Genomic DNA, 25,471 nt, shown 5'->3' with positions numbered 1-25,471 from the left:
CCCCGGCGCATCGGCCGGACGGATGACCCTGTGTCATACCTGGGTATGGCCCGCGCGGCCCGCCCCGAGTCCTGGGTCGCTGCCGCGGACGGTCGTGGCTGCCTAGGGTTGGTCGCGTGCCCAGACCCGCGCCCGTCCAGCATCCCCGCATCTCGTGGTGGGGCCACACGTGGCGCCTGGCCGTCGTCGGCATCACCTCGCTCGTCCTCTTCGCGATCCAGGTCAGCGAGCTCGGCCGCACCCTCCCCGACGGGACCTGGACGTGGGACCCCGCGAACGACGCCCGGCTCTGGGTCGACCTCGTCGTCGGCCTGGTCACCGCGCCGCTCGTCCTCTTCCGCCGGCGGTGGCCCGTCGCCGTCGCGCTCGTGCTCTCCGTCGTCTCGGTCTTCTCCACCGTCGCCGCCGGTCCCGCGATGCTCGCGCTCATGTCGCTGGCGACCCGGCGCCGGTGGCGCGAGGTCGTCGTCGTCCTCGCGCCCACGGGTCTGGCGACCTTCGTCTTCGAGGCCTTCTTCAGCAGCACCGAGCTCGGCATGCCGCTGCTCGTCTACGTGGCGCTCAGCCTCGTCATCACCGCGCTCTTCGTCGCCATCGGCTACTACATCGGCGCGCGCCGCGAGCTCGTCGGCTCGCTGCTCGCCCGGGCCGAGGCCGCCGAGCGCGCCCAGCACGCCCGCGAGGAGCAGGCCCGCACGGGCGAGCGCAACCGGATCGCCCGCGAGATGCACGACGTGCTCGCCCACCGCATCTCCGTCGTGACGATGCACGCCGGCGCCCTCGCCTCGCGCACCGACCTCACGCCCGACCAGGTGAGGGACGCCGCCCGCGTCATCGAGGACGGCTCGCGCGCCGCGATGCGCGACCTGCGATCCGTGCTCGGGGTGCTCCGCGAGGGCGACCCCGGTGTCGGGGCCGCCGAGAAGGAGCCGCCGCAGCCGACCCTCGCAGTCCTTGACGCGCTCGTCGCCGACGCGCGCGAGCACGGCCCGGTCGACCTCGTGCTCCCCCTCGGCGGACGGGCGCACGACGACCCCTTCGTCGCCCAGGTGCCCGAGGAGGTCTCGCGGGCCGCCTACCGCGTCGTGCAGGAGGGGCTGACGAACGTGCGCAAGCACGCCCCCGGCGCGCCGACCGTCGCGCGCGTCGACGTCACGCCCGGGGAGGATGTCCTCGTGAGCGTCGTCAACATCGCCCCGGCGAGCCCTCCCCCGTCCGGCACCCCCTCGGGCCTGGGCCTGCTCGGCATCCGCGAGCGGGCCGAGCTGCTCGGCGGCAGCGCCCGCGCGGGCGCCCGGCCCGGCGGGGGCTTCGCCCTCGAGGTCCGGCTGCCGTGGCCGGCATGAGCGGCGAGGTGGTCCGCGTCGTCGTCGTCGACGACGACCCGCTCGTGCGCGCCGGTCTCACCCTCATGGTCGGAGGCAGCCAGGGCGTCGAGGTCGTCGCCGAGGCCGCCGACGGGCTCGAGGCGCTCGAGGTCGTGCCCCGGCACGAGCCCGACGTCGTGCTCATGGACATCCGCATGCCGCGGATGGACGGCATCGCGGCGACGCAGGCCCTGCTCGCCCGACCTCGTCCGCCGCGGGTGCTCGTCCTCACGACCTTCGACGCCGACGACCTCGTCCTGCGGGCGCTGCAGGTCGGGGCGGCCGGCTTCCTGCTCAAGGACACCCGCCCCGACGCGCTCGTCGCCGCGATCCACTCCGTCGCGCGGGGCGAGCCCACCCTCTCGCCCACGGTCACGGCCCAGCTCATCGCGGCGGTGACCGACGGCGAGGGGCAGGGCCCGGTGCGCGACCGGGCCCGCGAGCAGCTGGGCCGGCTCACCGAGCGCGAGCTCGACGTGGCCCGCGCGGTCGCGCGGGGACTGTCGAACACCGAGATCTCGCAGCAGCTCTACCTCTCCGTGCCCACCGTGAAGTCGCACGTCGGGCGGATCTTCACCAAGCTCGACGTCGAGAACCGCGTGCAGGTCGCGCTCGTCGTCCGCGACGCCGGCGACGACCGGGTCTGAGGTCAGCCGGAGATCGCGGCGTAGGCCTCGCGCAGCAGCTGCTCGGAGGGCCCCTCGAGACGCGTCGGGCTCGCGAGCGCGTCGAGGACGACGAAGCGCAGGGTCGCTCCCCGCGTCTTCTTGTCGCGCCGCATCGCTGCGTGCAGCTCGTCGAAGGTCGCCCCGTCGTACCCGGTCGGCAGGTCGAGCGAGGTGAGCACGTCGCGGTGACGCGCGAGCACCGCGGCGTCGAGCAGACCGCTGCGGTGGGCGAGCTCGGCGGCGAAGACCATGCCGACGGCCACGGCCTCGCCGTGGCGCATCCGGTAGTGCTCGTGGTGCTCGATCGCGTGGCCGAGGGTGTGCCCGTAGTTGAGGATCTCGCGCAGGTGCGACTCCCGCAGGTCCGCGGCGACGACCTGCGCCTTGACCGCGATCTTGCGCTCGACGACCTCGCGCAGGCGCGCGGAGCCCGGGTCGACGACGTCGGCCGGGTCGGCCTCGACGAGCTCGAGGATGCGAGGGTCAGCGATGAATCCGCCCTTGACCGCCTCGGCCAGACCGGCCCGCAGGTCGGCCGGCGGCAGGGTGCGCAGGGTGTCGAGGTCGCACAGGACCCCCACGGGCAGGTGGAAGGCGCCGACGAGGTTCTTGCCCTCCGGGGTGTTGACCCCGGTCTTGCCGCCGACGGCGGCGTCGACCATCCCCAGCACCGTCGTCGGCACGTGGATCACCGGCACGCCGCGCAGCCACGTGGCGGCGACGAAGCCGGCGAGGTCCGTGACGCTGCCGCCGCCGACGCCGACGACGACGTCGGTCCGGGTCATCTCGGCCTCGCCCATGAGCGACCACAGCCGAGCCGCCACGGAGATGTCCTTGGCCGCCTCCGCGTCCGGGACGGCGGCGGGCAGCACCTCGAGCCCGAGGGAGCGAAGGGAGGAGATCACCGGTCCGGCGAGCTCGGCGAGCGGCTCCGGGTGGACGACGAGGGCGCGCTGCGCCCCCTTCGGCACGAGGCCGGCGACCTGGTCGCTCACGCCGTGGCCGACGAGGACGTCGTAGTCCTGGCCGACAGGGATCGTCGTGACGCTCACGACGCGTCTCGCACGAGGGCCTCGACCTCGGCGACGACGCTGTCGACGTCGCGGCCGGCGGTGTCGACGACATCGGTCGCCAGCCGCTCGTACGTGGGTCGACGCGTCTCCATCATGGCGATCCAGGAGGCGCGGGGGTTGATGGCGAGGAGCGGACGCGACTGGTTGAGGCCGATGCGCCGCGCGGCGTCGGCGATGCCGACGTCGAGCATGACGACCCGCGCACCGGCCGACGCGGCGGCGGAGACGGCCTCGTCGACCGCCGGGGTCATGACCGCCCCTCCCCCGAGGCAGACGACGGCGCCGGGCTCGGCGAGGGCCGCGGCGGCCGCAGCGGTCTCGAGACCGCGGAAGTACTCCTCGCCCTCCTCGACGAAGATGTCGGCGATCGGGCGGCCCGCTGCCGCCTCGACGTCGGCGTCGCTGTCGCGCAGCGGGGCGCCGACGCGCTCGGCGAGCAGCGCGGCGACGGTGGACTTGCCGACCCCGGGAGGGCCGACGAGGACGACGAGCGGGGCCGTGCTCACGGTGCTCACAGCGCGTCCTGCTCGTCCCACGAGCGCATGCGCTCGGGGATCGAGTCGAGGTAGGCGCGGTGGTTGCGCGAGGTCTCGGCGAGCGAGTCGCCGCCGAACTTCTCCAGGCAGGCCTGGGCGAGGACGAGGGCGACCATCGCCTGGGCGACGACGCCGGCGGCGGGCACGGCGCACACGTCGGAGCGCTGGTGGATCGCCGTCGCGGAGTCGCCGGAGGTGACGTCGACGGTCTGCAGCGCGCGGGGCACGGTGCTGATCGGCTTCATCGCGGCCCGCACGCGCAGCTCCTCGCCGGTGCTCATGCCCCCTTCGGTCCCGCCTGCACGGCCGGTCCGGCGACGGATGACGCCGTCCTCGCCGCGCACGATCTCGTCGTGCGCCGCCGAGCCGCGGCGACGGGCGGTCGTGAAGCCGTCGCCGACCTCGACGCCCTTGATCGCCTGGATGCCCATGAGGGCGGAGGCCAGCCGCGCGTCGAGACGGCGGTCCCAGTGGACGTGGCTGCCCAGGCCCGGCGGCAGGCCGTAGGCGAGGACCTCGACGACACCGCCGAGCGTGTCGCCGTCCTTCTTGGCCGCCTCGATCTCGGCGACCATCGCGTCGGTGCCGGGGCGCGAGAGCGAGCGGACGGGGCTCGCGTCGAGCGCGGCCGTGTCGTCGGGGGTCGGCAGGTCGGCGTCCTGGGGCACGGACGCCTCGCCGATGGCGACGGTGTGCGCGACGAGACGGATGCCGTAGGCCTGCTCGAGGAAGCGCTCGGCGATCTCGCCGAGGGCGACGCGCGCGGCGGTCTCGCGGGCGGACGCGCGCTCGAGGATCGTGCGGGCGTCGTCGACGCCGTACTTCTGCATCCCCACGAGATCGGCGTGACCGGGCCGGGGGCGCGTCAGCGGCTTGTTGCGGGCGATCTCCTTCTCGGCACCGATGTCGTCGGAGGCGGCGAGGGCGTCGGCCGCGACCGGGTCGGCGCTCATCACCGTCTGCCACTTGGGCCACTCGGTGTTGCCGATCATCACGGCGACCGGGGAGCCGATGCTCGACCCGTGGCGCACGCCGCCGAGGAAGGTCACCTCGTCCTGCTCGAACGTCATCCGCGCGCCCCGGCCGTAGCCCAGGCGTCGACGGGCGAGCGCACCGGCGACGTCGGAGGTGGTCACCTCGACGCCGGCGGGCAGTCCTTCGAGGGTCGCGACGAGCGCCTGCCCGTGCGACTCACCAGCGGTCAACCAACGCAGCATGGGCCCAATCCTCGCACCCGGTACGGGGTGCCCCGCGCACGTGTCCGTCAGGTGGGGGGCAGCGGGGGCAGCGCGGCCGCCATCGCGGCGAGCACGTCGTCGTCGACGGACCGGCCGGTCATGAGCTCGACCTGGCGGGCGGCCTGGTGCAGGAGCATGCGGGTGCCGGACACGACCGTGGCTCCTCCCCGCGCCGCCGCCCGGGCGAGGGGGGTCGGCCAGTCGGCGTAGACGACGTCGAGGAGGACGCCGTCGGCGATCTCGCTGACCCGGCCGCGGCGCATGTGACCCCGGCCGGCCCCCGTGACGACAGACGCGGCCGCCTCGTTCGCCGGTCCCCCGGGCAGCGTGCTCACGACGACGTCGGCCGGCGGCCAGTCGTAGACCCAGACGGCGAGGTCATAGGTCGTGACGTCGATGCTCAGATCCATGCTGTCGACGAGCTGCTGGGCCTTCATCTCGTCGCGGGCGGCGACCATGACCTCCTGCACGCCGAGCTCCTGCAGCGCGGCGAGGGCCGAGCGAGCGGTCGCCCCGGAGCCGAGGACCCGGGCCCTGCGTGCGCCGGCTGCTCCCCCTTCGCGCAGCGCGGCGAGGACGCCGTGCACGTCGGTGTTGTCACCGGACCACCCGGTCTGGGTGCGCACGAGGGTGTTGATCGCGCCGGTAGCCCGGGCGAGCGGGCTCACCTCGGCCGCGACGTCGAAGGCGGCGACCTTGAGCGGCATCGTCAGGCTCAGCCCGGCCCACGACGGGTCGAGGCTCGCGACGAAGGGGGCGAGCCCCCCTTCGTCGACCTCGTGCCGCTCGTAGGCCCAGTCGTCGAGGCCGAGCGCCGCGTAGGCCGCGTGGTGCAGCGCCGGTGAGAGCGAGTGCGAGACCGGCGAGCCGAGGACCGCCGCGCGCCGCGTCACCGGCTGCGTCACTCGCAGCTGCCCGTGTTGCGGCAGAACTCCTGGACGTTGCGCTCGTGCTGCGCGGTGGTCGTGGCGAACTTCGTCTCGCCCGTGTCGGGGTCGACGGTGACGAAGAAGATCCACTTCCCCGGCTCCGGGTCGGCGGCGGCCTCGATGGCCGCGGCGCCCGGGTTGTTGATCGGGCCGGGGGGCAGCCCCTTGTTCTTGTACGTGTTGTACGGGCTGTCGGACTCGCGCTCCTTGTCCGACGTCGTGATCGTGCCGCGCTTCTTCAGCAGGTAGTGGATCGTGCTGTCCATCTGGAGCATACCGACGGTCGGCCCGGTGGGGTCGGCCAGGCGGTTCTCGACGACGCGGGCGACCTTGCCGCGGTCCGCGGCACCGGACTCGCCCTCGACGATCGAGGCGACGGTGAGCGTGCGCTCCCAGCGGGCGCGCGGCACGTCGGCCTTCTGCAGCTCCTCCTGGGTCTTGGCGATCATCGTGTCGAGCTGCTGGACGGGGGTGGAGTCCTTGGGGAACTCGTAGGTCGAGGGGAAGAGCCAGCCCTCGATCGAGCCGCCGGCCTCCGTCGGGAGCTTCAGCTGCTCCGACGTCGCCGCGGCCTCGTAGCGGGCGACGGGGATCTTCGTCGCCTTCGACAGGCGCTCGTAGATCTCGACCGCCCACAGACCCTCGGGGATGGTCACGCCCTGGGCGACGCGGTTGGCGTTGTCGGCGAGCCAGGTGAAGGCGTCGGAGGCCTTCATCTCCTTCTTCAGCTCGTAGGTGCCGGGCTGGATCTTCGCGGCCTTGTCGGGCTCGGCCGCGGCGGCCTGGACGAAGGCGCCGGAGGACTTGACGACCCCGGCCTCCTCGAGCGCCGAGCCGATGTCGGAGCCGGTGGCACCCTCCTCGACGGTGATCTCGACCTGCCCGGCGCCGGGGCCCGCGAAGTCCTCGACGGCGTCGGAGCCGAAGGAGGGGACGATGCCGCGCAGCGAGCCGAAGGCGAGGTAGCCGCCACCGGCGATGACGGCGACCGCCAGGAGCAGCGCGACGGCGGTCCGTCCGCGCCGCTTCGGCCGGCGGGCGCGGGAGGCGTCGCGACGGCTGCGGTGGGAGTGGTGGTGCCGGTCGTCGTCGAAGATGTCGTCCTCGAGATGGGCGTTCATGCTCGTCGTTCCTTACGTCGCGGCTTGCGAGCAGGGGGTCCGGCGAAGAGCTCCCCGAGGGGCTCGCCCAGGCTGCGCTCGCGATCGATCGCGGCCTGGAGGATGAGGACGGCGGCCGCCTGGTCGACGACCCGGCGGTGCGCGCGCCCCGGCAATCCGCTGGCGTGCAAACCACGGTGAGCATCCACCGTCGTCAGGCGCTCGTCCACCAGGCGGACCGGCGTGTCCGGGATGCCGCCCGGTCCGGTGAGGGCCTGGTGCAGCTGTGCGCACCACGCCCGGACGTGCTCGGCGGCCGGTCCCTCGGTCCCGTCGAGGGAGCGGGGCAGGCCGACGACGACCTCGACCGCCTCGCGCTCGCGGACGATCTCGACGAGCTCACGCACGTCGGACCCGGTCTCCATGTCGCGGGCCAGGGTGGCGACCGGGGTGGCGAGGACGCCGTCCCGGTCGCACGCGGCGACGCCGACCCGGGCAGCGCCGACGTCGACGCCGACCCGGGTCCCCGGTCGCCAGGCGGCGCTCAGGAGAGCGCCCCGATCTCGCGCTCGACGGCGGCGAGCGCGTCCCCGACCTTCGCCGGGTCCGCGCCACCGCCCTGGGCGATGTCGTCCTTGCCGCCGCCACCGCCGCCGAGGGTCTGGGCGGCGACGCGCACGAGCGCGCCGGCCTTGATCCCCCGCCCCCGGGCCGACTCGTTCGTCGCGACGACGACGACCGGCTTCGCGCCGCCGTCACCGGTGAGGGCGACGACGACCGGACGCTCCTCGCCGAGCTTGCCGCGCGTGTCGAGCACCATGCGGCGCACGTCGTCGGCGCCTCCCCCGGCGACATGGGCCGCGACGACCGTGACGCCGGAGATGTCCTTCGCGTCGTCGGTGAGCGAGCCCGCGGCCGCGGTCACCTGGTCACGACGCATGCGCTCGAGCTCGCGCTCGGTCTCGCGCAGCCGCGCGACGAGCTCGGCGACCCGCTCGGGCAGCTGCGGCCCGGGTGCCTTGACGATCTCGGAGAGCTCGGCGACGAGCGCGCGCTCGGTCGCGAGGTAGGACAGCGCGTTCATGCCGACGAAGGCCTCGACGCGGCGCACCCCGGAGCCCACGGAGGACTCGCCGGTGAGGGTGATCGCCCCGATCTGGGCGGACCGGCGCACGTGCGTGCCACCGCACAGCTCGCGCGACCACGGGCCGCCGATCTCGACGACGCGGACCTTCTCGCCGTAGGTCTCGCCGAAGAGCGCGAGCGCGCCCTGCTCACGGGCCTCGGGGAGGGTCATGTAGGCCGCGGAGACGGGCAGGTCGTCGCGCACCGCGAGGTTGGCGACGTGCTCGATCTCGGCGCGGGCGTCGGCCGAGAGCGCCTGGCCCCAGGCGAAGTCGAGCCGCAGGTAGCCGGGCTTGTTGTACGAGCCGGACTGCAGGGCCGTGGGGCCGAGCACCTGGCGCAGCGCCGCGTGGACGACGTGGGTGCCCGAGTGCGCCTGGCAGGCGTCGACGCGCCACTGCGGGTCGACCTCGGCGAGCACCTGGCCGCCGACGCGCAGCGGGCCGGTGACGACCTCGACGGTGTGGGCGACGAGGCCCTTGACGGGGCGTTGGACGTCCTTGACGACGAGGTGGCTGCCGTCGCCCCCGATGACACCGGCGTCGGCGACCTGGCCACCGGACTCGGCGTAGAAGGGGGTGCGGTCGAGGACGACCTGGCCGGACTCGCCCGGCAGCAGCTCCTCGACGCTCTCGCCGTCGCGCACCAGGCCGACGACACGGGCCTCGGAGCTCAGCTCCTCGTAGGCACGCCAGTCGGTCTCGCCGGCGGCGCGCAGCTGCTTCCACACCTCGGTGTTCGCGTGACCGCCCTTCTTGGCGCGGGCGTCGGCCTTCGCGCGCTGGCGCTGCTCGTCCATGAGGGCGACGAAGCCCTCGCGGTCGACGGACAGCCCCTGCTCGGCCGCCATCTCGAGCGTGAGGTCGATGGGGAAGCCGTAGGTGTCGTGCAGCCGGAAGGCCTCGCCGCCGGACAGGGTGTCGCCGCCGCCCCCCTTCGTGCTCTCGACCGCCGTGTCGAGGATCTGGGTGCCCTGCGCGAGGGTGCGCCGGAAGGCCTCCTCCTCGGCGTAGGCGATCTGGGCGATCCGGTCGAAGCCGGTGCGCAGCTCGGGGTAGGACGCGCTCATCCGCTCCATCGAGAGGGGCAGCAGGTGCGGCAGCGCCGGCTCGTCGTAGCCGAGCAGGCGCATCGAGCGGACCGCGCGGCGCAGCATGCGGCGCAGGACGTATCCGCGGCCCTCGTTGCCCGGGGTGACGCCGTCACCGATGAGCATGAGCGAGGAGCGGACGTGGTCGGCGACGACGCGCAGGCGCACGTCGTCGGGGTGCGACTCGCCGGCCGTCTTCGCGCCGGTCGCGCCGTAGGTCTTGCCGGTCATCTCGGCCGCCTTGGCCAGGACCGGCCGCACCTCGTCGATGTCGTAGAGGTTGTCGACGCCCTGGAGGATGCTCGCGATGCGCTCCAGACCCATCCCGGTGTCGACGTTCTGCGCCGGGAGCGGGCCCGCGACGTCGAAGTCGTCCTTCGCGCGGACCGCGGACAGCTCGTACTGCATGAAGACGAGGTTCCAGATCTCCATGTAGCGGTCCTCGTCGACCTCCGGACCGCCCTCCTGGCCGTACTCCGGCCCGCGGTCGTAGAAGATCTCCGAGCACGGCCCGCCCGGACCGGGCACGCCCATGTGCCAGTAGTTGTCCTTCTTGCCCCGGCGCACGACGCGCTCGGCGGGGATCGACGTGTGCTCGAGCCAGAGCGCCGCCGCCTCGTCGTCGTCCTGGTACACGGTCGCCCACAGGCGCTCGGGGTCCAGGCCGTAGCCGCCGTCCTCGAGGCTCGAGGTGAGCAGCTCCCACGCGAAGGTGATGGCGTCGCGCTTGAAGTAGTCGCCGAAGGAGAAGTTGCCGTTCATCTGGAAGAACGTGCCGTGACGCGAGGTCTTGCCGACCTCCTCGATGTCACCGGTGCGCACGCACTTCTGCACGCTCGTGGCGCGCTGCCAGGCGGGCGTCTCCTGCCCGAGGAAGTAGGGCTTGAAGGGCACCATGCCGGCGTTGACGAAGAGGAGGTTCGGGTCCTCGTGGATGAGCGGTGCGGACGGCACGACCGTGTGCCCCTTGCTCTCGAAGAAGGCGAGCCAACGGCGCCGGATCTCGGCAGTTTCCATCTCGGGTTTCAGTCCTTGTCTGGTGCAGGCGGTGAGGGGTTCGGTGAGGGTGCGAGCAGGGGCGAAGGGGGGTCAGCGGACCGATCCGGGTCCGGCGACCCCCGTCATAGCTCGCGCGGCGCTCGCCGCACCGGGGTGCACAGTCATCCACGACAGGGTACTCGGCGTGCTCGGCCGGGCGGTTGCCCATTCGGGCACCACCGGCCCGACCTGGGTCAGCCGGTGTCCTGCCACCAGGTGTCGGTCCACTCGTCGTCCCACTCGTCCTGCCAGACGTGGGGCTCCGCGCCCAGCTCATCCCCCTCACGCGCCCGGGACTCCTCGTCCCTCCACGAAGCCTCGCCGCGCCGGAGGTCGTCGTCCTGCCGGCCCCCACGCCACTGCGCCAGCTCCGTGACCGGGGGCACCGGGCTGCGGTAGCGATGTCCCGTCGGGGTCGTCGTCACGACGACGGCCTCGGTGCCCGACGTGGACACCACCGCGGCCCAGCCCGGGAGCGCCTTGACGAGGTTGTGGCGGGCGCACAGGCCCTGGCCGTTGGCGGCAGAGGTCGACCCGCCGAGCGCGACGCCGACGACGTGGTCGGCATGGCGGACCGGTGCGTCGCAGAAGGGGAAGCGGCAGACGCCGTCACGCACCCGCAGCAGGCGCTGCACCGCGGCGGGGAAGAGCCGTCGACGGCTGTCGACGTCGCAGACCCGACCCATCTCGTCCGTGAAGACCCGCCGCAACCAGACCCTGGCTGCAGGACGCCCGCCCCAGACCTCGCCAGGGTCAGCTGCGTCTGCGTCTGCGTCTGGCTCCGCGTCGATGTCTGCGCGGGGGCCAGCGTCGGTGCCTGCATCTCTCCCCGCGCGGGTACCTGCTCTCCCCGCGCGAGTGCCTGCGTCTCTCCCCGCGCGAGTGCCTGCGTCTCCCCCCGCGTGGGTACCTGCTCTCCCCGCGCGGATACCTGCGTGAGTGCCTGGGGGCACGTCGTCGCCGAGCACAAGGACCCGGGCCACCTCCGCCGGGAGCAGGCCGTGCCCCGGCAGATCGGCGGGGGCGTCGGAGAGGCCGAGCAGGGTGCCCGGGGTCATGACGAGCTGCACCTCGACGGGGACGGCGTCGGCCGTGCCCTGCCCGGTCAGCCGCTCGACGAGGAGGTCGGCCATGAGCTGACCGATGCCACGGTCGTCGCCCGCCGCCTTGCGGGCCTCTGCGTCGCGCCGCAGCACCGCCCAGGCGGCGACCCCCTGCTCCATCGGGACGAGCCCGGTGAGCGAGGCCATGGCGTCCGGCTGCGGCCGAAGGGAGACCCTCCGCTCGGCGACCGCGCGAGCGCGTCGGCGGACCACTGCCGCCGCGTCGAGCGCCTGCGCCCTGGCACGAGCGGCCCGCTCGACCTGCCGCGGGGTCATCTCGGACAGACGACCGGCGAGCTCGGCGTCGACCTGGCGTCGGTCGTCGGGCTCGAGCACGGCCGTCTCGCGGGCCATGACGGTCGCCGTCCACTCGCTCGTGGTGCCGGTGGCGAGGTGGTCGAGGGTGCGCGGCAGCTCCTCGACAAGGGCCCGTGCGAGGCCGAGATGACGCGAGCCCCGGCTCGGGTGCTCGCGCCGGGCCAGGGCGATCTCGTCGGCCAGACCCCGGCCGCGCTGGTCGGCCGGCACCCCGGCGTCGGTCTCACGGGCGACCCGCGCCTGCCAGAGGGTCGCACTGACCCGCGCCTGGGCGGCCGCCGCCGCGGACTTCAGGCGTTCGAGCGCGGCGACCTGCTCGATCGCCTCGTCCTCGGGGACGGGCCCGCCGAGAGCGCGCAGCGCCTGGCACCACGACGCCACGTCGGTCGCGTCGAGCGGTGGCTGCGTCGCCACCGGCACCCTCTCCATCAGGTCCATGTCACGACGCTACTGATGACCACCGACAACGCTGCGCGGCGCGATCAGCGGTGTCAGACAGATGGCGCGATCAGCGGTGTCAGACAGATGGCGCCGGCGCTGCTGCGCCCGGTCAGCGGTGGTCGCCTGAACCGGCGACGGAGAGACCCACCCCGATGATGCAGGCGCCGCCGGCTCGACCCACGGTCGTCATCCGGCGCGGCGAGCTCGCCAACCACATCCGAGCACGGCCGGCTGCGAGCGCCCACGTCGTGTCCGTGACGAGCCCGATGAGCATCGGGACGACGCCCAGGACGAGCATCTGGACCGCGGTGCCCCCTGCTGCGGGGTCGACGAACTGGGGCACGACAGCGGTGAAGAGGACGAAGGTCTTGGGGTTGGTCACCCCGACGACGACGCCGGTGCGCACGGCGCCCCAGGTGCTGCGGTCACGGGGGCGGACCTCGCGCCCGTCGTCCTCCGTCAGCGGCCCGGCATGTCGGATCGCCTGCACGCCGATGTAGAGCAGGTAGGCGATGCCCACCCACTTGATCGCCTGGAAGAGCAGCTCGGAGCGCTCCAGCAGGGGCCCCAGACCGACAGCGATGGCGATGCCGGCCAGGTAGCAGCCGGCCGTGTTGCCCACGACGCTCGCCAGGGCGTTGCCACGGCCATGGCTGAGCGCGCGACCGACGACGAACATCACGGACGGCCCCGGGACGGCGATGAGGACGACGCTCGCCAGCGCGATGCCGACGACCTGCTCGATGGTCACCATCAGCGCACTCTAGGGCCGCACCACCTCGTCAGTCCCCGTCCGTGGCGGTGTGGCACACCGCCTCGACGTTGTTGCCGTCGGGGTCGCGCACGAAGGCGCCGTAGTAGTGATCGTGGTACTCGGGCCACATCCGCGGGGCATGAAGGCTCTCGGCGCCGTGCCGCAAGGCCGCGTCGTGGAAGGCGCGCACCGTCGCCGCGTCGGGCGCCGAGAAGGCGACGTGCACCTCACGGCCCGGCCCGTCGCCCTCGGCACGAGCGACCCAGAAGGTCGGCTGGTGCGTCCCGTACCCGATGGCGACGCCGTGGTCCATGAGCCGGCGGTGACCGAGGACCGCGAGGACCTCGTCGTAGAAGGCAGCCGCGGCCGGGAGGTCCGCGCAGGTGATCCCGAGGTGGTCGATCATCTGCCGACCGTAGGGCGAAGGGGTGACAGCCCGGGCAGGATCGGGTCCATGAGCGACGAGACGGGCACTGACGACACCACCGACCTGGCGCGACGGTGCGCCGAGGCCGCGCAGGACCTCCTGACCAGCCCACCGACGGACGGCTGCGTCGTCGACGAGGTCCGTGCCGAGGGCGAGCAGGTGGCGATCGTCTTCCGCTGGCACGACGCTCCCCACCCCTTCGTCATCCGGCTGGCCGCTGATGACGGCGTCTACGGGGTGTGGACCCCGGAGACGAGCGTCGAGGAGCCCGGATGGCCAGAGGCGTGGGCCCTCGACACGCGCTACTGGCTCATGGAAGAGCTCGACACGGGCTACACCGCCCGCGCCCGCCGACGTCCGGACGGCGACCGGGTCGAGCTGCTGCCGCCCGAGCCGCACGTCGACCTCGCCCCTCGGCCGACGACCGACCTCGAGATCTCGCCCGTCCCCCAGTACTCCCCCGCGGTCCCGCCCGAGGTCCTCCAGCGGTGGGCCCAGATGGTCGAGTCCGGGGTAGAGGGGCCGGTGACGATCGCATGGATGGGCGATGCGACCGCAGAGCCGGGTGACGGCCTCACCGACGGAGCCCACCTCGCCGAGGCCGGTCTCGACGCGGCGGCCGCCCGCCGGCTTCGGCAGGAGGGTGAGCTGGGTGCGTGGCTGCAGGCCGCGCCCGACGACGAGCACGCCGGGTGGGCGGGGCACGTCGTCCTCGGCACGGTGCGCGACGGCGTCGTGCCCGTGCTCCTGCTCGAGACGACCCCCGACGCGCCGGAGGGCACGCGTGACGCCCTGCTCGCCGGCGCCGTGGTGCAGGCGGAGATGCTGGGCGCCCCCACCCTCGTCGTCGACGACGAGGACGGCCACCGCGAGATCAGCACCTCACGTCTCGACGGCTGAGCCGGGGCGCCTGGGGGCCCTACCGCCCCCGCAGCCGTCCGCGCAGCCAGCTCCACCGCTCCTGCAACCGGGCCTCGAAGCCCCGGTCGGTCGGCCGGTAGTACGAGCGGTCGGCGAGCTCGGTGTGCAGCTCGTCGGGCAGGTACTGCTGCGTGGCGACGCCGTCGGTCTCGTCGTGCGAGTAGACGTAGCCGGCGACCTTCTGGCCGCCGCTCGCCCCCTTCGCCCGGTCCGACGCCTGGGTGTACCCGCTCCCCCGCAGGTGCGGCGGGACCGCGCCGACCTTGCCGGCGCGCACGTCGGCGATCGCCTCGTTGATGCCGGTGTAGGCGGCGTTGGACTTCGGCGCGAGGGCGTTGTGCACGACCGCCTGGGCGAGGATGATCCGCGCCTCGGGCATGCCGATCTGGGCGACGGCGTGCATCGCGGCGACGGCGGTCTGCAGCGCCGTCGGGTCACCGAGACCGACGTCCTCGCTCGCGGAGATGACGACCCGCCGCGCGATGAACCGGGGGTCCTCACCGGCCTCGAGCTGGCGCGCGAGGTAGTGCAGCGCGGCGTCGACGTCAGACCCGCGCATCGACTTGATGAAGGCGGAGGCGACGTCGTAGTGCTGGTCGCCGGTGCGGTCGTAGCGCACCGCCGCCCGCGCGACGGCCTGCTCGACATGGGCGAGCGTGATCGGCAGAGCGGTGGAGGTGTCGAGGCGCACCCCGGCGTCGTCGAGGGCCACCCCGGCCGCGGCCTCGAGGCTCGTCAGGGCGCGGCGTGCGTCGCCCCCGGCGACGGCGACGAGGTGGTCGCGGGCGTCGTCCTGCAGGACGTACTCGCCCTCGAGCCCGCGCTCGTCGGCCACCGCGGAGTCGAGCACCTCGGCGACCTCCTCGCGGGTGAGCGACTCGAGGGTGACGAGGATCGAGCGCGAGAGCAGCGGCGCGATGACCGAGAAGGACGGGTTCTCCGTCGTCGCCGCGACGAGGATGACGTCGCGGTTCTCGACGCCGGGCAGCAGCGCGTCCTGCTGCGCCTTGGTGAAGCGGTGGATCTCGTCGAGGAAGAGGACCGTCGCCCGCCCGTAGAGGGAGCGCGACACCGCCGCGTCCTCCATGACCTTGCGGACGTCCTTGACGCCGGCGGTCACCGCGGACAGCTCGACGAAGTCGCGGTCGGCGGCGGTCGCGACGAGGTGGGCGAGGGTCGTCTTGCCCGTCCCCGGAGGCCCCCAGAGGATCGCGGAGATGGGGCCGGCCGACCCGGACGCCCCCTCGATGAGACGGCGAAGGGGGGACCCGGGGCGCAGCACCTCGGCCTGGCCGCGGACCTCGTCGATGGAGCGCGGCCGCATGCGCACGGCGAGCGGGGCGCGCAGGTCGCTGCGGCCACCGGTGTCGTCCGCGGCGGCGGCGAAGAGGTCGTCTGGCACGTCCCGCAGGCTAGCCGCCGGCACCGACGGCCCGGGCGGGCCGTCCCCTTCGCACCGGGCGGGCCGTCCCCTTCGCCCTGGCGTCGTCGCACCACGGGCGTAGCGTCGCCGCATGCCCCGCACGAGCGCCGGACTCCTCCCCTACCGTCACGACGGCGAGCGCACGCTCGTCTTCGTCGCCCGGATGGGCGGACCGCTGTGGGCCTGCCGAGAGCGTGCCTGGAGCGTCGTCAAGGGCGAGCACGACGCCGACGAGGAGCCGCTGGCCGCCGCCGAGCGCGAGTTCCGCGAGGAGGTGGGCGTCGACCCACCGCCCGGTCCCCGCACCGACCTCGGCGAGGTCCGTCAGTCCGGCGGCAAGCGCGTGCACGTCTGGGCGGTCGAGGCGGGCGCCGAGCTCGCCTTCGTCGCGAGCGAGACCTTCGAGATGGAGTGGCCGCCCCGCTCCGGTCGACGCCAGTCCTTCCCCGAGGTCGACACGGCGCAGTGGCTCGACCTCGACGCCGCCCGCGAGTGCCTCGTCGCGGCACAGACCGACTTCCTCGACCGGATCCCGCGCTGAGCCACCAGCGCCGAGCCACCCGCGCCGAGCCACCCGCGCCGGGCGACCCCCGCCCACCTGGCACGATGTCCCGGTGACGCGCACCCCCACCCGCCGCTCGGCGCTCTACCGGTGGGGCGTCCTCACCGGCCGCCGCCCCTGGGCGGTCGTGACGACCTGGCTGGTCCTCGTCGTCCTCTCCTTCGCCACCGCGCTCGGCGCGGTGACGGGCGAGGGGCTCTTCGACCGGCTGCACTCCGGCGACATCGTCGCCCCGGGCGAGGCCGACCGGGCCAGTGCCCTCCTCGACAGCGCGGGCGGCGGCGGCTTCACGACCGACACCCTCCTCGTCGAGGGCGTCGCCGATCTCGCCGACCGCGACGTGGCCCGCGGCAACGCCGACGCGGTCCAGGCCATCGCCGACGTCGACGGCGTCGCGTCCGTCGTCAACCCCTTCGTCTTCGAGGAGGGTCCGCGCGACCCGGCGGCCGCCCCCTTCGTCACCGGCCCGGCCGACGACCCCGACGGCTTCGCCACGGTCGTCACCTACGACGACGGGCTCGGCGACGCCGAGCTCGAGGCGGCCCGCGCCGAGGTGAGCACCCAGCTCGACGAGGTCGTCAGCGCGTCGCGGGCCACCGACAGCCAGCGCGGCAGCGTCCAGGCCCTCGTCGACGCGATCATCGGCCAGGTCGGCTCGGACATGAAGACCGGCGAGGGGCTCGCCCTGCCCGTCTCCTTCGCGATCATGGTCGTCGTCTTCGGCGGCTTCCTCGCCGCGGGGCTGCCGATCCTCGGGGCGGTCGCCTCGATCGGCGGCGCGCTCGCCACCCTCTTCGGCTTCGCCCACGTCATCGACCTCGACGCGACGGTCGTCAACATCGTCACGGTCCTCGGCCTCGGTCTGTGCATCGACTACGGGCTGCTCGTCGTCTCGCGCTTCCGCGAGGAGGCGCGCGGGGTCCTCGACGGCGCCCCCGCCGACACCCTCACGCCCGCCGACGTCGCCCACATCACCGGGCTCACCCTCGACCGTGCCGGACGGACCGTGATCTTCTCCGCGGTCACCGTGGCGATCTCGCTCACCGGGCTGCTCTTCTTCCCCGTCGTCTTCATGCGCGCGTCCGGCGCCGCCGGCGTCTCCATCGTCGTCCTCGCACTGCTCGTCGGGGTCAGCCTCATCCCGGCGCTGTGCGCGCTCTCCGCGCGCCGTCTGCTGCGCCGCGGCACCGAGCAGGCCCCCGACGAGGGCGTCTTCTCCCGTCTGGCGAGCGGGGTGCAGCGGGCGCCGTGGGCGGTCATCGCCGTCGTCCTCGCCCTCCTCGTCACCCTCGCCCTGCCGGCCCTGCGCCTGCACCTCACCTCCTCGGGCCCGGAGATGCTGCCGAAGGGGGCGCCCGAGCGGACCTTCTTCGAGACCTTCCGCGAGGACTACCCCGACCTCGCCGGCGCCGACGTCACCTACGTGACGACGGCCCCCGAGTCGGAGGTCACCCGGTGGGCGAAGGGGGCGGCGAGCGAGCTGCCCGGTCTCGTCATCGACCCGGTCGTCGAGACCGTCGGCGAGGCGGGCTCCGGCACCCAGGTGCGCGTCGTCGAGCTGCGCACCGGCGACGGCGGGCTGGGCGACGCGAGCCGCGACCTCGTCGACGCCCTGCACGAGCAGCGGCCCCCCTTCGCCGGGCACATCGGCGGCCAGGCCTCGGGGCTGCACGACTTCACCGACGTCATCGCCGAGCGGGCGCCCTACGCGGTCCTCACCGTGGTGCTCGCGACCTTCTTGCTCCTCTTCCTCATGACCGGCTCGCTCGTCGTGCCGCTCAAGGCGCTCGTCATGAACGTCGTCTCCCTCGGCGCCTCGCTCGGCGCGCTCGTGTGGGTCTTCCAGGACGGCCATCTCGAAGGGGTCCTCGGCTTCACCTCGACCGGCGGGGTGGAGGCCTCGATCCCGATCCTCGCCCTCGCCTTCGGCTTCGGGCTGTCGATGGACTACGAGGTCTTCCTGCTCTCGCGCGTCGTCGAGCTGCACGAGCAGGGTCACCCGACGGACGAGGCGGTGCGGCTGGGCCTGCAGCGCTCCGGGCGCATCATCACGAGCGCGGCGCTGCTCATGGTCGTCGTCTTCTCCGGCTTCGTCCTCGCGCAGGTGCTCGCCGTCAAGCAGACCGGCGTCGCCCTCGTGCTCGCCATCGTCATCGACGCCACGCTCGTGCGGATGCTCCTCGTGCCCGCGACGATGTCGGTCCTCGGCGAGTGGAACTGGTGGGCGCCGCGGTGGATGAAGGGCCTGCACGAGCGCGTCGGGATCACCGAGTGAGCCGGGTGCAGGACATCGGCTCGAAGTCCGAGCTGCTCGCGCTCACCGACGACCTGCCCTACGTGCGCTGGGACACCGACCCGCGCGTGGAGGCGAAGGGGGTGCGCACACCGGCCGGGTGGGCGGCAGCCTTCGTGCGGCCGACCCATGCCCACGGCACGGCGATGAACCTCGTCGCGAGCTGCGACGAGCTCGCCGTCGAGGTCATGACCGACCCGGCGACGAGCCGGTGGCTCGACCGCACGGGCTGCACCGGTGTGACGATCCAGACCGAGCGGGCCGCGGCGGTCGTCGCCACGCTCGGGGGCGACCTCCGCGACTTCGTGCAGTGGGAGTGGATGGTCACCACCGAGGTGCCCCCGGCGCCGAGGGCGCGGGTCGTCGACCTGCCCGAGGAGGACGCCGCGGAGATCACCGATTTCATCCTGCGCGAGAACCCACGCACCGACGGCCGACCCTTCGCCTGGCCCGGGCAGCGATGGCTCGGGGTGCGCGACGCCGCCGGCGAGCTGCTCGCCGCGGGGTGCCGCGCGCACACCGGAGCCGGCCACCCGCTCCTCACCGGCATCGTCGTGCGCGGCGATGCGCGGGGGCAGGGCCTGGGTCGCGAGCTCACCGGGGCGCTCACCCGCCTCGGGCTCTCCGAGGCGCCCGTGTGCACCCTCGAGCTCTACAGCGACAACGCGGTGGCGCGCCACCTCTACACCGATCTGGGCTACGGGCAGACCGCGGCCTGGACCTCGGGCGCGAGGCCCTGACCTGGGCAGACGCGACCCTGGACAAGGGGGCTCTCCCATCCACGGGCGGGGTCGGCGCCGAACTAGCGTCGTCAGAGCACAGTCCCGCACCCCCTGCCTAGGAGCACCTGCATGCCCGACATCACCGTCGACAAGCGCACGATCCGCCCCGACGTCTCCGTGCACGTCGAGGACACCGGAGGGACCGGTCGGCCCGTCGTCCTCATCCACGGCTGGCCCCTCTCCGGAGCCTCCTGGTCGGAGCAGGTCCCCGCGCTCACCTCGGCCGGGTACCGCGTCATCACCTACGACCGCCGCGGCTTCGGGCAGTCCGACAAGCCCAAGACCGGATACGACTACGACACGCTCGCCGGCGACCTCGACGCGCTGCTCGTCGAGCTCGACCTGCGTGACGTCACCCTCGTCGGCTTCTCCATGGGCGGCGGCGAGGTCGCCCGCTACGTCGCCAACCACGGCGAGGAGCGGCTGCGCAGCGTCGTCTTCGCGGCGGCGGTGCCCCCGATGATGATGAAGACCCCGGGCAACCCCGACGGGCCGCTCGAGCCCGCCGAGGCGGCGAAGATGACCGCCTCGCTCACGGCTGACAAGGACGCCTTCTTCGACCAGTTCACCACCGACTTCTTCTCGGTCGACGGCGAGCTCAAGGTCACCGAGGAGCAGCGCCAGGAGGCGATCGCGCTGTGCCAGCAGGCCGACAAGGTCGCCGCGCTCGAGGCGATGCAGTCCTTCGGCATCAGCGACTTCCGCGAGGACCTGCCGAAGGTCACGGTGCCGACCCTCGTCGTCCACGGCGACGGCGACGGCACCGTCCCCTTCGAGGGCTCGGGCGCCCGCACCCACGCGGCGATCCCGCACAGCGAGCTGCACGTCATCAGCGGCGGGCCGCACGGGATCAACGTCTCGCACGCCGACGAGCTCAACCGCGTCCTCGTGGACTTCCTCTCGCGCTGACGCGTGTCAGCCCCGCCCGGGGGCGAAGGGCGGTCGCGACCTCCTCGACACCGCGCACACCCGCCTCGACGAGGCGGGACGAGCCGCCTCGGGCGGCGAGGTCGACCCGCTCGAGGACCTCGACGTCGTGGGTCGCGCCGAAGAGCCGCTCGACCTCCTCGACGGGCACGCTGAGCGGCGGGCCCTCGAAGGAGCCCTCGTCGTACTCGAAGGTGATGACGAGCATCGGCACCGGCGCGGGGAGCACCGAGCGCAGGTGCTCGGCGTACCGGTCGCGCAGCGTCTCGGGCAGCGCGACGAGGCTGGCCCGGTCGTAGACGGCGGCGACGCCCTCGACGTCGTGCGGCGTGAGCTCGAAGTGGTCGCCCTGGTAGATCGTGATCCCGGGCGCCTCGTAGACCCGCCGCTCCCCCACCTGCTCGACCCGGGGCTCGAGGCCGCGCGTGGCGAAGAAGGAGCCGACGGCGATCTCGCTCAGCTCGGTGCCGACGACCTCGTGGCCGACCGCGAGCAGGTGGTCGAGGTCGACACTGCGACCGCACAGCGGCACGAGGACCCGCGAGCCGGGCGCGAGGCCGAGCGTCGGCAGGTGCTCGACGAGCAGGTCGTTCGGACGCGGCTGGTCGAAGGCCGTGCGGCCCTCGGCCCACGCCTGGCGCCAGAAGTCGAGGTCGATCTCCACCTGCTCATGCTCCCACCGCGACCAGCCCCGGCACGAGGGGCTCGAGGTCGCGTCGCAGCCCCGCGGCCCCGGTCGCGGGGTCGTGGCGCACGGCGCGGATGCCGAGCGCGGCCGCCGCCTCGACGTTCGCCGCGACGTCGTCGACGAAGCCGACGTCGTGGGCGGGCACGCCGAGCGCGTCGAGGACGCGCTCGAAGAAGACCGGGTCCGGCTTGGCCACCCCGAGCAGCGAGGAGTAGAAGGAGCCGTCGACGAGCGCGTCGTACCCCATGACCTCGCGCATGTGACGCACGCGGTGGTCCTGCTGGTTGGTCGCCAGGTGGCAGCTCACGCCGCGCGAGCGCACCTGCTCGAGCACCTCGACGGCCTGCGGGTCGAGCTCCACGCTCTCCCACATGGCGAGCAGCTCGGGCACCTCGACCGGGCGCGACCCGGTCGCGGCCTCGTGCTCGACGAGGGCGATCTCGAGCGCGGCGGCGAGGGTGGTCTCCCCGCGCAGGGCCGGACCCTCTGCCGCGAAGACCCGGCGAGCCAGACCGGGGCCGCCGCGCTCGTCGAGCGCGGCGCCCCAGTCACGGGCCGTGTGCTGCAGGACCCCGTCGCAGTCCCACAGCAGGACCGAGATCACGACTGCGTCGGCGACACCTCGGGCGCACCGAGCGGGGCCTCGTCGCCCTCGGGGGTGGCGTCGATGCCGGCCTCGGCGCGCTGCTCCGGGGTGATCGGGGCGGGCGCGTCGGTCAGCGGGTCGTAGCCGCCGCCCGACTTCGGGAAGGCGATGACGTCGCGGATCGAGTCGGCCCCGAGGAGCAGCATGCAGATCCGGTCCCACCCGAAGGCGATGCCGCCGTGCGGAGGGGCGCCGAACTTGAAGGCCTCGAGGAGGAAGCCGAACTTCTCCCGGGCCGACTCCGCGTCCAGGCCCATGACGGAGAAGACGCGCTCCTGGACGTCGCGGCGGTGGATACGGATGGACCCGCCGCCGATCTCGTTGCCGTTGCACACCATGTCGTAGGCGTAGGCGAGCGCCTCACCGGGGTTGGTGTCGAAGGTGTCGAGGTACTCCGCCTTCGGGCTGGTGAAGGCGTGGTGGACCGCGGTCCAGGCACCCCCGCCGACGGCGACGTCACCGGCGGCCACGGCCTCGCTCGCCGGCTCGAAGAGAGGCGCGTCGAGGACCCACACAAAGGCCCACGCCGACTCGTCGATGAGGCCGCAGCGCTTGCCGATCTCGACGCGGGCGGCGCCGAGCAGGGCGCGGCTGCTCTTCGGGGCACCGGCGCCGAAGAAGATCGCGTCGCCCGGGGCCGCACCGACGTGCGCCGCGAGACCGGCCTTCTCCTCCTCGGAGATGTTCTTGGCGACGGGACCGCCGAGCTCGCCGTCCTCGCCGACGGTGACGTAGGCGAGCCCCTTCGCGCCGCGCTGCTTGGCCCACTCCTGCCACGCGTCGAACTGACGACGGGGCTGGCTCGCGCCGCCGGGCATGACGACGGCACCGACGTACTCGGCCTGGAAGACCCGGAAGGGCGTGCCGGCGAAGTACTCGGTGCAGTCCGTCAGCTCCTGGCCGAAGCGCAGGTCGGGCTTGTCGCTGCCGTAGCGCGCCATCGCGTCGGCGTAGGTCATCCGGGCGAAGGGGGTGCTCAGCTCGACCCCGATGGTCGCCCAGACCGCCTTCGCCACGGCCTCGCCGAGCTCGAGGACGTCGTCCTGCTCGACGAAGCTCATCTCGATGTCGAGCTGGGTGAACTCCGGCTGGCGGTCGGCGCGGAAGTCCTCGTCGCGGTAGCAGCGCGCGATCTGGTAGTACCGCTCCATCCCGGCGACCATGAGCAGCTGCTTGAAGAGCTGCGGGCTCTGCGGCAGCGCGTACCACTCGCCGGGCGCGAGGCGCGCGGGGACGAGGAAGTCGCGGGCGCCCTCGGGCGTGGAGCGGGTGAGCGTCGGGGTCTCGATCTCGACGAAGTCGCGCTCGGCGAGGACCGAGCGAGCCGCGGCGTTGACCTTGCTGCGCAGGCGCAGACCGGCGCCGGCAGAGGTCGCGCCCGGGCGGCGCAGGTCGAGGTAGCGGTGCTTGAGGCGCGCCTCCTCGCCGACGGTGACGCGCTCGTCGATCTGGAAGGGCAGGGGCTCGCTGGCCGAGAGGACCTCGATGGTGCTCGCGACGACGTCGACCTCGCCGGTCGGCAGACCGGGGTTGACGTCCTTGGGCTCGCGCGGGGTGACCTCGCCGACGACCTTGATGCAGTACTCGCCGCGCAGCCCGTGAGCCGCACCGGTGAGCACCTCGTCACGGGCGACGACCTGCACGACACCGCTCGCGTCACGCAGGTCGACGAAGGCGACGCCGCCGTGATCGCGGCGCCGGGCCACCCATCCGGTGAGGGTGACGGTGGTCCCGGTGTGCTCGGCGCGCAGCGTGCCGGCCTGGTGGGTGCGAAGCATGTCGTCCTTGTCGAGGCGGAGGGTCCTGACCGCGGTCGCGGGCAGCACCGGCCAGTCTACGGACAGCGCGAAGGGGTTTTCGGCCACGCCTGACCGCCCACCGCACGGGGCCGTCCCGCTGCGGCGGGGCGCCGACGCCAGGCCCCGGCCGCATCGTTAGCGTGGGCCCGTGACCTGGCCCGACACCGCATCCCCGTCCGCCCGGCCGACCCGACGAGCCGTGCTCGGCTGGGTCGCCGGTGCCGGCGCGGTCGGCGCTGTCGGCCTCGCCGGCTGCACCTCGGTCGACCTGCCCGGTGGCTCGCCCGACGACGAGGCCGCCGCGGGAGCGGTGCCCGTCCCCGACCCGACGTGGCCCGTCGTCGCCGCCGGCGACGCGGCCGCGAGCGCGATCGCGGTGTCCGCGGCGCTCGTCGACTCCTCCCCCGCCGCCGTCGTCGTCCACCCGGACGCACCGGAGCAGGCCGTCACCGACGCAGCCGCGGCAGCGGTCGCCGCCGGGGTCCCCTGCCTCGTCGACGGCCCCGACCTCGGGGCCGAGCTCGACCGGCTCGGCGTCGAGTCGGTCCTGCGGATGGGTGCGCCGGACGAGGAGGCGGGCGGGACCCCCTTCGGGCCGGCCGTGTCATCCCGGGAGGGCGTCGACGACCTGCCCCCGGTGACCCGTGACGCCCCGCTGCGCGTCGTCGTGACGACGCCCGACGAGCCCGCCCACGCCGCTGCGCTCGCGACGGTGCGCGCCGTGCTCGGCCAGCACGGGGACAGCGAGGTCCTCACGGCCGACGACCCGCGCGAGGACGAGGTCATGACCTCCCTTCGCCGCCTCGACGACACCCCCCTCGTCGTCCTCGGGGAGAGTGACGACCTCGGCGGCGACGCGCTCGTCGTCGCCGCGGCGATGGCGGCCCGCGCCACCGAGCTGCCGACCGGCGGGGTGCTGCCGCTCGGCGGCGACCGCCGGATGATCGCGCTGTACGGCCACCCCGGCGTCCCCGGCTTCGGGCTGCTCGGCGAGCAGGACGTCGACGCCTCGGTCGAGCGGGTCACCGACCTCGTCGAGGAGTACGCACAGACGACGGGCGACACCTTCCTGCCGGCCTTCGAGATCATCGCGACGATCGCCGACTCCTCCCCCGGCGCCGACGGCGACTTCTCCTCCGAGGGCGACCCGTCGACCTACCGGCCCTGGGTCGACGCGGCTCACGACGACGGGGTCTACGTCCTGCTCGACCTGCAGAGCGGGCGGGCCGACTTCCTCAGCCAGGCGAAGCGCTACGAGGAGCTGCTCCTCGAGCCGCACGTCGGTCTCGCCCTCGACCCCGAGTGGCGCCTCGAGCCCGGGCAGCGCCCGCTCGAGCAGATCGGGCACGTCGAGGTCGACGAGGTCGAGGAGGTCGCCGACTGGCTCGCCGAGCTCGTGCGCGAGCACGACCTGCCGCAGAAGGTCTTCATGCTCCACCAGTTCCAGCTGCAGATGCTGCGCGACCGCGACCAGCTGCGCACCGACCGCCCGGAGCTCGTCACCGTCGTGCACGCCGACGGGCACGGCACCCCCGACCTCAAGCAGCAGACGTGGGACGCCGTGCGGGCCGACCTGCCCGACGGGGTCGAGCTGGGGTGGAAGAACTTCATCGACGAGGACACCCCGACCTTCACCCCGCGGCAGACGATGCTCGACGTCCGGCCGCGCCCCCGCTTCGTGTCGTACCAGTAGACGGGCTCGACTCCTGGCGCGTGCTCACGCGTCGGCGATGAGCCCGCTCCAGAAGTCGACCTGCATCCGCTCGAAGGCCAGCCCGAAGCGCAGCGTGCGACGCGGCCCGGGGTCGAGCCCCTCGGCCTGGCCGGCGATCTCCTCGTACCGGGCGAGCAGCTCCTCGTGCGCGGTGAGCTGCTGGCGGGCCAGCCGCTCCGGGTCGGCCTCGAAGTACAGCTTGAGCAGCGCGATGTCGCGCGCCTCGACCTGGGTGTCGACGCCGCTGTCCGCCCAGTCGCGCAGCGCCGCCTGCCCCTCGGGCGTCACGGTGAGCAGCCGGCGGCGGCGGCCGTGCTCCTCCTGCTGCTCGTCGAGGTAGCCCACGGACACGAGCCGCGTGCACTGCACGTAGATCTGCGTGTGCGGCAGGGCGAAGAACGCATTCGTGTGCTGCGCCGCCTGCTTGACGTCATAGGGGGTCGCCTCGCCCAGTCGGTCGATCAGACCCAGGACGAGGTATCCCGCGGTCGAGACCTTCTCCACGCCGT

23 protein-coding genes are annotated in these 25,471 nt (G+C 73.7%); 8 read left to right on the top strand and 15 right to left on the bottom strand.

The genetic code is table 11. From position 1 onward, the window contains the following. Positions 1-116 precede the first annotated feature (116 nt). Both L6241_RS00195 and L6241_RS00190 read left to right on the top strand, forming a co-directional pair. Positions 117-1,346, top strand: coding sequence for a sensor histidine kinase (locus tag L6241_RS00195; RefSeq protein ID WP_368244310.1), 1,230 nt, complete (start codon positions 117-119; stop codon positions 1,344-1,346). Continuing rightward, the gene (locus tag L6241_RS00190) at positions 1,343-2,014 is read left to right on the top strand and encodes a response regulator transcription factor (RefSeq protein WP_191563668.1); all 672 of its coding nucleotides are present in this window, start codon (positions 1,343-1,345) and stop codon (positions 2,012-2,014) included. The genes L6241_RS00195 and L6241_RS00190 overlap by 4 nt, the downstream gene beginning before the upstream one ends. Before the next feature lie 2 nt (positions 2,015-2,016). On the opposite strand, the gene aroB is transcribed toward L6241_RS00190, so the two are convergent. The 10 genes from aroB to L6241_RS00140 all read right to left on the bottom strand — a co-directional run bounded on the left by aroB (position 2,017) and on the right by L6241_RS00140 (position 13,186). Beyond that, the gene (gene aroB, locus L6241_RS00185) at positions 2,017-3,087 is read right to left on the bottom strand and encodes a 3-dehydroquinate synthase (protein ID WP_368244309.1); all 1,071 of its coding nucleotides are present in this window, start codon (positions 3,085-3,087) and stop codon (positions 2,017-2,019) included. After that, positions 3,084-3,623 carry a shikimate kinase gene (locus tag L6241_RS00180; protein ID WP_368244308.1) on the bottom strand — a complete coding sequence of 180 codons (540 nt, stop codon included), beginning with the start codon at positions 3,621-3,623 and terminating at the stop codon, positions 3,084-3,086. Before L6241_RS00180 ends, aroB begins: the two co-directional genes overlap by 4 nt. Continuing rightward, positions 3,620-4,861, bottom strand: a complete 1,242-nt coding sequence (gene aroC, locus L6241_RS00175) for a chorismate synthase (RefSeq protein WP_368244306.1) — start codon at positions 4,859-4,861, stop codon at positions 3,620-3,622. The genes L6241_RS00180 and aroC overlap by 4 nt, the downstream gene beginning before the upstream one ends. 47 nt (positions 4,862-4,908) lie before the next feature. Further along, positions 4,909-5,775 (bottom strand): shikimate dehydrogenase, encoded by an 867-nt coding sequence (locus L6241_RS00170; protein WP_368244305.1) that lies wholly within the window; start codon positions 5,773-5,775, stop codon positions 4,909-4,911. 8 nt (positions 5,776-5,783) lie between these two features. Then, positions 5,784-6,932, bottom strand: coding sequence for an endolytic transglycosylase MltG (gene mltG, locus L6241_RS00165; RefSeq protein WP_368244304.1), 1,149 nt, complete (start codon positions 6,930-6,932; stop codon positions 5,784-5,786). Then, a complete protein-coding gene (ruvX, locus tag L6241_RS00160; RefSeq protein ID WP_229299533.1) occupies positions 6,929-7,459 on the bottom strand; it encodes a Holliday junction resolvase RuvX in 531 nt (176 codons plus the stop codon). The genes mltG and ruvX overlap by 4 nt, the downstream gene beginning before the upstream one ends. After that, the gene (alaS, locus tag L6241_RS00155) at positions 7,456-10,143 is read right to left on the bottom strand and encodes an alanine--tRNA ligase (RefSeq protein ID WP_368244303.1); all 2,688 of its coding nucleotides are present in this window, start codon (positions 10,141-10,143) and stop codon (positions 7,456-7,458) included. The genes ruvX and alaS overlap by 4 nt, the downstream gene beginning before the upstream one ends. Before the next feature lie 215 nt (positions 10,144-10,358). After that, positions 10,359-12,023 (bottom strand): HNH endonuclease, encoded by a 1,665-nt coding sequence (locus L6241_RS00150; RefSeq protein WP_368244302.1) that lies wholly within the window; start codon positions 12,021-12,023, stop codon positions 10,359-10,361. 112 nt (positions 12,024-12,135) lie between these two features. Next, positions 12,136-12,780, bottom strand: coding sequence for a LysE family translocator (locus tag L6241_RS00145; RefSeq protein WP_368244301.1), 645 nt, complete (start codon positions 12,778-12,780; stop codon positions 12,136-12,138). A 28-nt stretch (positions 12,781-12,808) separates the two neighbouring features. Beyond that, positions 12,809-13,186, bottom strand: a complete 378-nt coding sequence (locus L6241_RS00140; protein WP_368244300.1) for a VOC family protein — start codon at positions 13,184-13,186, stop codon at positions 12,809-12,811. Between the two features lie 48 nt (positions 13,187-13,234). Between L6241_RS00140 and L6241_RS00135 the strand changes: the two genes are divergently transcribed. Beyond that, complete coding sequence (locus L6241_RS00135; RefSeq protein ID WP_368244299.1) at positions 13,235-14,107, top strand: hypothetical protein; 873 nt, start codon at positions 13,235-13,237, stop codon at positions 14,105-14,107. A gap of 19 nt (positions 14,108-14,126) precedes the next feature. Here L6241_RS00135 and L6241_RS00130 read toward each other — a convergent pair whose 3' ends face one another. Continuing rightward, positions 14,127-15,530, bottom strand: a complete 1,404-nt coding sequence (locus L6241_RS00130; RefSeq protein ID WP_368244298.1) for a replication-associated recombination protein A — start codon at positions 15,528-15,530, stop codon at positions 14,127-14,129. Between the two features lie 112 nt (positions 15,531-15,642). Here L6241_RS00130 and L6241_RS00125 point away from each other — a divergent pair, with 112 nt between their 5' ends. From L6241_RS00125 to L6241_RS00110, 4 genes are all read left to right on the top strand, one after another. Beyond that, a complete protein-coding gene (locus L6241_RS00125) occupies positions 15,643-16,092 on the top strand; it encodes an NUDIX domain-containing protein (RefSeq protein WP_368244297.1) in 450 nt (149 codons plus the stop codon). Positions 16,093-16,165: 73 nt separating this feature from the next. Then, a complete protein-coding gene (locus tag L6241_RS00120; protein WP_368244296.1) occupies positions 16,166-18,388 on the top strand; it encodes an MMPL family transporter in 2,223 nt (740 codons plus the stop codon). Next, positions 18,385-19,146 (top strand): GNAT family N-acetyltransferase, encoded by a 762-nt coding sequence (locus L6241_RS00115; protein ID WP_251720221.1) that lies wholly within the window; start codon positions 18,385-18,387, stop codon positions 19,144-19,146. Before L6241_RS00120 ends, L6241_RS00115 begins: the two co-directional genes overlap by 4 nt. Positions 19,147-19,257: 111 nt before the next feature. Further along, entirely contained in the window at positions 19,258-20,097 is an 840-nt protein-coding gene (locus L6241_RS00110; RefSeq protein WP_229298827.1) for an alpha/beta fold hydrolase, read from the top strand. Here L6241_RS00110 and L6241_RS00105 read toward each other — a convergent pair. The 3 genes from L6241_RS00105 to aspS are packed head-to-tail and all read right to left on the bottom strand — an operon-like array spanning position 20,063 to position 23,227. Further along, the gene (locus tag L6241_RS00105; protein ID WP_252973846.1) at positions 20,063-20,779 is read right to left on the bottom strand and encodes a thiopurine S-methyltransferase; all 717 of its coding nucleotides are present in this window, start codon (positions 20,777-20,779) and stop codon (positions 20,063-20,065) included. The genes L6241_RS00110 and L6241_RS00105 overlap by 35 nt on opposite strands. Before the next feature lie 4 nt (positions 20,780-20,783). Beyond that, positions 20,784-21,407, bottom strand: a complete 624-nt coding sequence (locus L6241_RS00100; RefSeq protein WP_252973845.1) for an HAD family hydrolase — start codon at positions 21,405-21,407, stop codon at positions 20,784-20,786. Further along, a complete protein-coding gene (gene aspS, locus L6241_RS00095; protein ID WP_252974349.1) occupies positions 21,404-23,227 on the bottom strand; it encodes an aspartate--tRNA ligase in 1,824 nt (607 codons plus the stop codon). The genes L6241_RS00100 and aspS overlap by 4 nt, the downstream gene beginning before the upstream one ends. Before the next feature lie 169 nt (positions 23,228-23,396). Here aspS and L6241_RS00090 point away from each other — a divergent pair, with 169 nt between their 5' ends. Then, a complete protein-coding gene (locus L6241_RS00090; protein WP_368244295.1) occupies positions 23,397-24,941 on the top strand; it encodes a hypothetical protein in 1,545 nt (514 codons plus the stop codon). 24 nt (positions 24,942-24,965) lie between these two features. Here the strand turns inward: L6241_RS00090 and L6241_RS00085 are convergent, their stop codons facing one another. After that, positions 24,966-25,466 (bottom strand): PadR family transcriptional regulator, encoded by a 501-nt coding sequence (locus L6241_RS00085; protein WP_123091604.1) that lies wholly within the window; start codon positions 25,464-25,466, stop codon positions 24,966-24,968. Positions 25,467-25,471: the final 5 nt, after the last annotated feature.

Source organism: Janibacter sp. Y6 (assembly GCF_040900765.1).
In the GTDB taxonomy this organism is placed as follows: Bacteria; Actinomycetota; Actinomycetes; order Actinomycetales; family Dermatophilaceae; genus Marihabitans; species Marihabitans melonis.
This window is presented reverse-complemented; position numbering and strand designations above follow the sequence as displayed.

What these genes read in the sequence shown, in the direction of transcription:
- mltG (WP_368244304.1), bottom strand. Translation starts at nt 6,932, where the DNA reads ATGAACGCCCATCTCGAGGACGACATCTTCGACGACGACCGGCACCAC.
- L6241_RS00135 (WP_368244299.1), top strand. Translation starts at nt 13,235, where the DNA reads ATGAGCGACGAGACGGGCACTGACGACACCACCGACCTGGCGCGACGG.
- L6241_RS00145 (WP_368244301.1), bottom strand. Translation starts at nt 12,780, where the DNA reads ATGGTGACCATCGAGCAGGTCGTCGGCATCGCGCTGGCGAGCGTCGTC.
- L6241_RS00190 (WP_191563668.1), top strand. Translation starts at nt 1,343, where the DNA reads ATGAGCGGCGAGGTGGTCCGCGTCGTCGTCGTCGACGACGACCCGCTC.
- L6241_RS00110 (WP_229298827.1), top strand. Translation starts at nt 19,258, where the DNA reads ATGCCCGACATCACCGTCGACAAGCGCACGATCCGCCCCGACGTCTCC.
- aroC (WP_368244306.1), bottom strand. Translation starts at nt 4,861, where the DNA reads ATGCTGCGTTGGTTGACCGCTGGTGAGTCGCACGGGCAGGCGCTCGTC.
- alaS (WP_368244303.1), bottom strand. Translation starts at nt 10,143, where the DNA reads ATGGAAACTGCCGAGATCCGGCGCCGTTGGCTCGCCTTCTTCGAGAGC.
- L6241_RS00125 (WP_368244297.1), top strand. Translation starts at nt 15,643, where the DNA reads ATGCCCCGCACGAGCGCCGGACTCCTCCCCTACCGTCACGACGGCGAG.
- L6241_RS00150 (WP_368244302.1), bottom strand. Translation starts at nt 12,023, where the DNA reads ATGGACCTGATGGAGAGGGTGCCGGTGGCGACGCAGCCACCGCTCGAC.
- aspS (WP_252974349.1), bottom strand. Translation starts at nt 23,227, where the DNA reads ATGCTTCGCACCCACCAGGCCGGCACGCTGCGCGCCGAGCACACCGGG.
- L6241_RS00140 (WP_368244300.1), bottom strand. Translation starts at nt 13,186, where the DNA reads ATGATCGACCACCTCGGGATCACCTGCGCGGACCTCCCGGCCGCGGCT.